The sequence below is a fragment of the Mycobacterium sp. genome (assembly GCF_049802695.1).
GTDB lineage: Bacteria > Actinomycetota > Actinomycetes > Mycobacteriales > Mycobacteriaceae > Mycobacterium.
On record NZ_JBARMY010000057.1, the window covers coordinates 1 to 5,596 of the forward strand.

Consider the following 5,596-nt stretch of genomic DNA (forward strand, 5'->3'; position numbering starts at 1 on the left):
GCTTTGGTGCGCGGTGTCACCGCGCGCCGCAACGCGTCGGTGTCCAGCGCGAAGCTGCGGCCGTCGGGCACCATCGGCACCACCACCCGCTGCGCGCCGGCCATCGCGACCACCGGCGAGTAGGAGTCGTAGAACGGTTGGACCAGGATGACGTCCGAGCCGGGTTCCACCAGGCCGAGCACCGCCGCCGCAATGCCCTCGGTGGCTCCCACGGTGACCAGCACCTCGGTGTCGGGGTCGTAGTCGATGCCGTAATCACGTCGGCGCTGTGCGGCCACCGCCTGCCGCAGCGGCGCAATACCCAGGCCGGGCGGGTACTGGTTGACGCCCTCGGCGATCGCGTTCTGGGCGGCCTTGAGCATTCCGGGCGGTCCGTCTTCGTCGGGAAAGCCCTGGCCCAGGTTCACCGCCCCGACCCGGGCGGCCAGTGCCGACATCTCGGCGAACACCGTGGTGGCATAGGGCCGCAGTCGCGACACCGTCATGGTGGTCGAGCCTAAAGCTTGCGTCGTCTCGTCGAACGTCACGCGTTCCCAACCAACAGGTTGGCCGGGGCCCCTGTTAGGGTGGTCGGCTAGAGGACTAGCGTTCCCGTTGGACGTTCTTCGACCGTTCTCACACACCCATTCGCGAAGAGGAAGCTCACATGTCCGAAGAAGCCTTCATCTACGAGGCGATCCGCACACCGCGCGGCAAGCAGCGCAACGGATCTTTGCAAGAGGTCAAGCCGATCAGCTTGGTCGTCGGGCTGATCGAGGAACTGCGCAACCGCTTCCCCGACCTCGACGAGGACCTGATCAGCGACGTCATCCTCGGGGTCGTCTCACCGGTCGGGGACCAGGGCGGCGACATCGCCCGAGCCGCGGTGCTGGCCGCGGGCATGCCAGACACCACCGGTGGTGTGCAGCTCAACCGGTTCTGCGCCTCCGGGCTGGAAGCGGTCAACACCGCCGCGCAGAAGGTGCGGTCCGGGTGGGACGACCTGGTGCTGGCCGGCGGCGTGGAGTCGATGAGCCGCGTGCCGATGGGTTCCGACGGCGGCGCGTGGGCGCTGGACCCGGCGACCAACTACGACCTCGGTTTCGTGCCCCAGGGCATCGGCGCCGACCTGATCGCCACCCTGGAGGGTTTCTCCCGCGATGACGTCGACGCTTACGCACTGCGCAGCCAGGAGAAGGCTGCCGCGGCGTGGTCGGGCGGCTACTTCACCAAGTCGGTGGTGCCGGTGCGCGACCAGAACGGCCTGCTCATTCTGGACCACGACGAGCACATGCGGCCCGACTCGACGCTGGAAAATCTCGGCAAGCTAAAGCCCGCCTTCGAAGGCATCGCGGCGCTGGGCGGCTTCGACGACGTGGCGCTGCAGAAGTACCACTGGGTGGAGAACATCAACCACGTGCACACCGGCGGCAACAGCTCCGGCATCGTCGACGGCGCGGCGCTGGTGCTGGTCGGCTCAGAAAAGGCTGGGGCTGCCGTCAATGTGACACCGCGTGCCCGTATCGTCGCCACCGCCACCAGCGGATCCGAGCCCACCATCATGTTGACCGGGCCAACCCCGGCGACTCGCAAGGTGCTCGACCGGGCCGGACTGAGCGTCGACGACATCGACCTGTTCGAACTCAACGAGGCGTTCGCCTCGGTGGTGCTCAAGTTCCAAAGAGACCTGAACATTCCCGACGAGAAGCTCAACGTCAACGGCGGTGCGATCGCGATGGGTCACCCGCTGGGAGCTACCGGCGCAATGATTCTCGGCACCATGGTCGATGAACTCGAGCGCCGCAACGCCCGCCGCGCGCTGGTGACGCTGTGCATCGGTGGCGGCATGGGCGTGGCCACGATCATCGAGCGAGTCTGAGAAGAGAGCCGAAAGAGATGGCAGAAAACACCATTCACTGGGATAAGGATACCGACGGTATCGTCACACTGACCATGGACGACCCGTCCGGGTCGGCAAACGTGATGAACGAGGCCTACATCGAGTCGATGGGCAAGGCGGTGGAACGCATTGTCGCCGAACAGGACTCGATCACCGGGGTTGTGATCACCAGCGCCAAGAAGACCTTCTTCGCCGGTGGCGACCTGACCGCGATGGCGAAAGCCAAGCCGGAGGACGCCGGGCAGTTCTTCGACACCGTGGAGACCGTCAAAAAGCAGCTCCGCACCTTGGAGACCTTCGGCAAGCCCGTCGTCGCCGCCATCAACGGCGCCGCGCTGGGTGGGGGATTGGAAATCGCGCTGGCGTGTCATCACCGGATCGCCGCCGACGTCAAAGGCAGCCAGATCGGGCTGCCCGAGGTGACACTGGGCCTGCTTCCCGGTGGCGGCGGTGTCACACGCACTGTGCGGATGCTCGGCATCCAGAATGCATTCGTCAACGTGCTGGCGCAGGGCACCCGGTTCAAGCCGGCCAAGGCCAAAGAGACCGGGCTGGTCGACGAGGTGCTGCCGACGGTCGAGGACTTGGTGCCTGCAGCCAAGGCGTGGATCAAGGCCAACCCGGACGCTCACGTGCAGCCGTGGGATCAGAAGGGCTACCGGGTTCCCGGCGGCACCCCGGCGTCGCCGTCGCTGGCGGCCATCCTGCCGTCGTTCCCGTCGAACTTGCGCAAGCAGCTCAAGGGCGCACCCATGCCGGCGCCGCGAGCAATTCTGGCCGCTGCCGTCGAAGGCACCCAGGTCGACTTCGACACCGCCACCCGCATCGAGAGCCGTTACTTCGCGTCACTGGTGACCGGCCACGTGGCCAAGAACATGATCCAGGCGTTTTTCTTCGACCTGCAGCACATCAATTCAGGCGGGTCACGCCCCGAAGGCATCGGCAAGACTCCGATCAGCAAGATCGGTGTGCTCGGCGCGGGCATGATGGGCGCCGGCATCGCCTATGTGTCGGCCAAAGCCGGTTACGACGTGGTGCTCAAGGATGTGAGCCTCGAGGCCGCGCAGAAGGGCAAGGGTTACTCCGAGAAGCTGGAGGCCAAGGCGCTGCAGCGGGGTCGCACCACTGAGGAGAAATCCGAGGCGTTGCTGAAGCGCATCACCCCGACGGCCGAGCCGGCCGACTTCAATGGTGTCGACTTCGTGATCGAGGCGGTGTTCGAAAGCCAGGACCTCAAGCACAAGGTGTTCCAGGAGATCGAAGACATCGTGGAGCCCAACGCGATCCTTGGCTCGAACACCTCGACGCTGCCGATCACCGGGCTGGCGACCGGCGTCAAGCGGCAGGAGGACTTCATCGGCATCCACTTCTTCTCGCCGGTCGACAAGATGCCGCTGGTCGAGATCATCAAGGGTGAGAAGACGTCTGACGAGGCGCTGGCCCGGGTGTTCGATTACACCCTGGCCATCGGCAAGACCCCAATCGTCGTCAACGACAGCCGCGGATTCTTCACCTCCCGCGTCATCGGCACCTTTGTGAACGAGGCGCTGGCCATGCTCGGCGAGGGTGTCGAGCCGGCCAGCATCGAGCACGCCGGCAGCCAAGCCGGCTACCCGGCGCCGCCGCTGCAGCTTTCCGACGAGCTCAACCTCGAGCTCATGCACAAGATCGCGACCGCAACCCGCAAGGGCGTCGAAGACGCCGGCGGAACTTACGAGCCGCACCCTGCAGAGGCTGTCGTGGAGAAGATGATCGAAATCGGCCGGCCGTCGCGGTTGAAGGGTGCCGGCTTCTACGAGTACGTCGACGGCAAGCGGACCGGGTTGTGGCCCGGGTTGCGGGAGACGTTCCATTCGGGCGCCTCGCAGCCGCCGCTGCAGGACATGATTGACCGGATGCTGTTCGCCGAGGCGCTGGAGACGCAGAAATGCTTGGACGAGGGTGTGTTGACGTCGACCGCCGACGCAAACATCGGATCGATCATGGGTATCGGGTTTCCGCCGTGGACCGGTGGCTCGGCGCAGTACATCGTCGGCCACCCCGGCGGCAAGGACGGCTTCGCCGCTCGCGCCCGCGAGCTGGCCGCCAAGTATGGCGAGCGATTCCTGCCGCCAGACTCGCTGAGCTAGGTTCTGACGTTCATGGGCGGCGCTGGAAAAGGTAGTGGTGCAACGCGCCGGTTCGCCGAGATTGTCCGGTTCCCGGCTCGGGGCCATCGGACAACAGCGCCCACGCCAGGGTGAATCGACGTTGGACCTCGTCGCGGTCGATTCCCGGCACGCCGAACGAGCCGCCAGGACCATAGGCGACGATCAATAGCCGCGCATCGTGCGCCGCGACGGCGCTGACCTGCCGGACATACTCGTCGCGATCGTCGCCGCTCAGGTTGTGCAGGCAGCCGTTGTCGACGATCAACTGGAAGTCTGCACCGATGCCAGCTTCAGTCAAACAGGTGACGTCGCCATGCACGAAGTTGACCGAAACACCGTTGCCTCGTGCTTTAGCTCGGGCCTCATCGAGCGCCTTGGGCACAAAGTCGACGCCGGTCACTTTCCAGCCGTGTTGAGCAAGATAGATCGAGGTGTCTCCGGTACCGCATCCCACATCAAGGGCCGATCCGGTTGGCAGTGGGGCCGTGTCACCGGTTCCCTCCACCAGAGCCCGCAGGCTCTGCCCGATCGGATGACCGTCCCACGGTGTGAACCCGATCAGGTAGAAAATCCGGAACAGGGTATGTCGAGAAGCCATAGTTCCAACGATGCCTGATTAATGCCACCGATCACCACTGCAGGCCAGTGCGATACATCCGGCCCGCGTCGCCGTCTGGCTAGAGTCACTGGCTATGCGCTTCGGACTTTTCATCCCGCAAGGCTGGCGACTGGATCTGGTCGGTATCGATCCCGGCAAGCACTGGGCGGTGATGCGCGACCTCGCCGCCTACGCCGACGGGAGCGCCTGGGATTCGCTGTGGGTGTACGACCACTTCCACACCGTGCCGATGCCGACCGGGGAAGCTACTCACGAAGCGTGGTCGCTGATGTCGGCCTACGCGGCGACCACCGCGCGAATCAAGCTGGGCCAGATGTGTACGGCGATGAGCTACCGCAACCCTGTCTATCTTGCGAAGGTGGCGGCTACCGCCGACATCGTCTCCGGTGGCCGCATCCAGATGGGCATCGGCGGCGGCTGGTACGAACACGAGTGGCGCGCATACGGTTACGGCTTCCCGTCGGCGCGCGTCAGACTCGCCCGCCTGGACGAGGGCGTGCAGATCATGCGCGACGCCTGGCGCGACGGCAAAGTCAGCTTCTCCGGTAAGGAGTACCAGGTCGACGGCGCAATTGTGGCGCCGAAGCCGTTGCAAGTCAACGGCATCCCGCTGTGGATCGCCGGCGGCGGAGAGAAGGTGACGCTACGGATTGCGGCAAAATACGCGCAGTACACCAACTTCACCCCGGAGCCCGACGCCTTCGTGCACAAGTCCGACGTGCTTGCGCAGCACTGCCGTGACGTGGGCACCGACTTCGACGCAATCGTGCGTTCGGTCAACGTCAACGCCGTGATCGGCAGATCGGAGGAGGAAGTGGGGGACCGGCTTCAGCGAATCCGCGACCGGCTGGTCGGACACGTCCCCGAAGCGGCGGCGGATGCGATGATCGCCGGCACCGGCGGACCGGGCTCGGCGCAGGGCACCGTCGAGCAGGTGATCGAGCGGCT

Annotated in this window: 5 protein-coding genes; 3 read left to right on the top strand and 2 right to left on the bottom strand. The window is 65.4% G+C overall.

Features of this window, described 5'->3' with window-relative positions; all coding sequences use genetic code 11:
* Window positions 1-485 (bottom strand): aminotransferase class I/II-fold pyridoxal phosphate-dependent enzyme (locus WA317_RS02205; protein WP_425171482.1); only part of this gene is annotated, 485 nt, incomplete at its 3' end.
* Window positions 486-646: 161 nt separating this feature from the next.
* Here WA317_RS02205 and WA317_RS02210 point away from each other — a divergent pair.
* Both WA317_RS02210 and WA317_RS02215 read left to right on the top strand, forming a co-directional pair.
* Entirely contained in the window at window positions 647-1,858 is a 1,212-nt protein-coding gene (locus WA317_RS02210) for an acetyl-CoA C-acetyltransferase (RefSeq protein WP_425171483.1), read from the top strand.
* Window positions 1,859-1,875: 17 nt separating this feature from the next.
* Window positions 1,876-4,008 carry a 3-hydroxyacyl-CoA dehydrogenase NAD-binding domain-containing protein gene (locus WA317_RS02215; RefSeq protein WP_425171484.1) on the top strand — a complete coding sequence of 711 codons (2,133 nt, stop codon included), beginning with the start codon at window positions 1,876-1,878 and terminating at the stop codon, window positions 4,006-4,008.
* Window positions 4,009-4,018: 10 nt separating this feature from the next.
* On the opposite strand, the gene WA317_RS02220 is transcribed toward WA317_RS02215, so the two are convergent.
* Complete coding sequence (locus tag WA317_RS02220) at window positions 4,019-4,627, bottom strand: class I SAM-dependent methyltransferase (RefSeq protein ID WP_425171485.1); 609 nt, start codon at window positions 4,625-4,627, stop codon at window positions 4,019-4,021.
* A gap of 94 nt (window positions 4,628-4,721) precedes the next feature.
* Here WA317_RS02220 and WA317_RS02225 point away from each other — a divergent pair.
* On the top strand, window positions 4,722-5,596 hold an 875-nt coding region (locus WA317_RS02225), incomplete at its 3' end, for an LLM class F420-dependent oxidoreductase (RefSeq protein WP_425171486.1).

Excerpts from the sequence above, each read along its gene's own strand:
- WA317_RS02215 (WP_425171484.1), top strand. The coding sequence starts at position 1,876 with ATGGCAGAAAACACCATTCACTGGGATAAGGATACCGACGGTATCGTC.
- WA317_RS02210 (WP_425171483.1), top strand. The coding sequence starts at position 647 with ATGTCCGAAGAAGCCTTCATCTACGAGGCGATCCGCACACCGCGCGGC.
- WA317_RS02220 (WP_425171485.1), bottom strand. The coding sequence starts at position 4,627 with ATGGCTTCTCGACATACCCTGTTCCGGATTTTCTACCTGATCGGGTTC.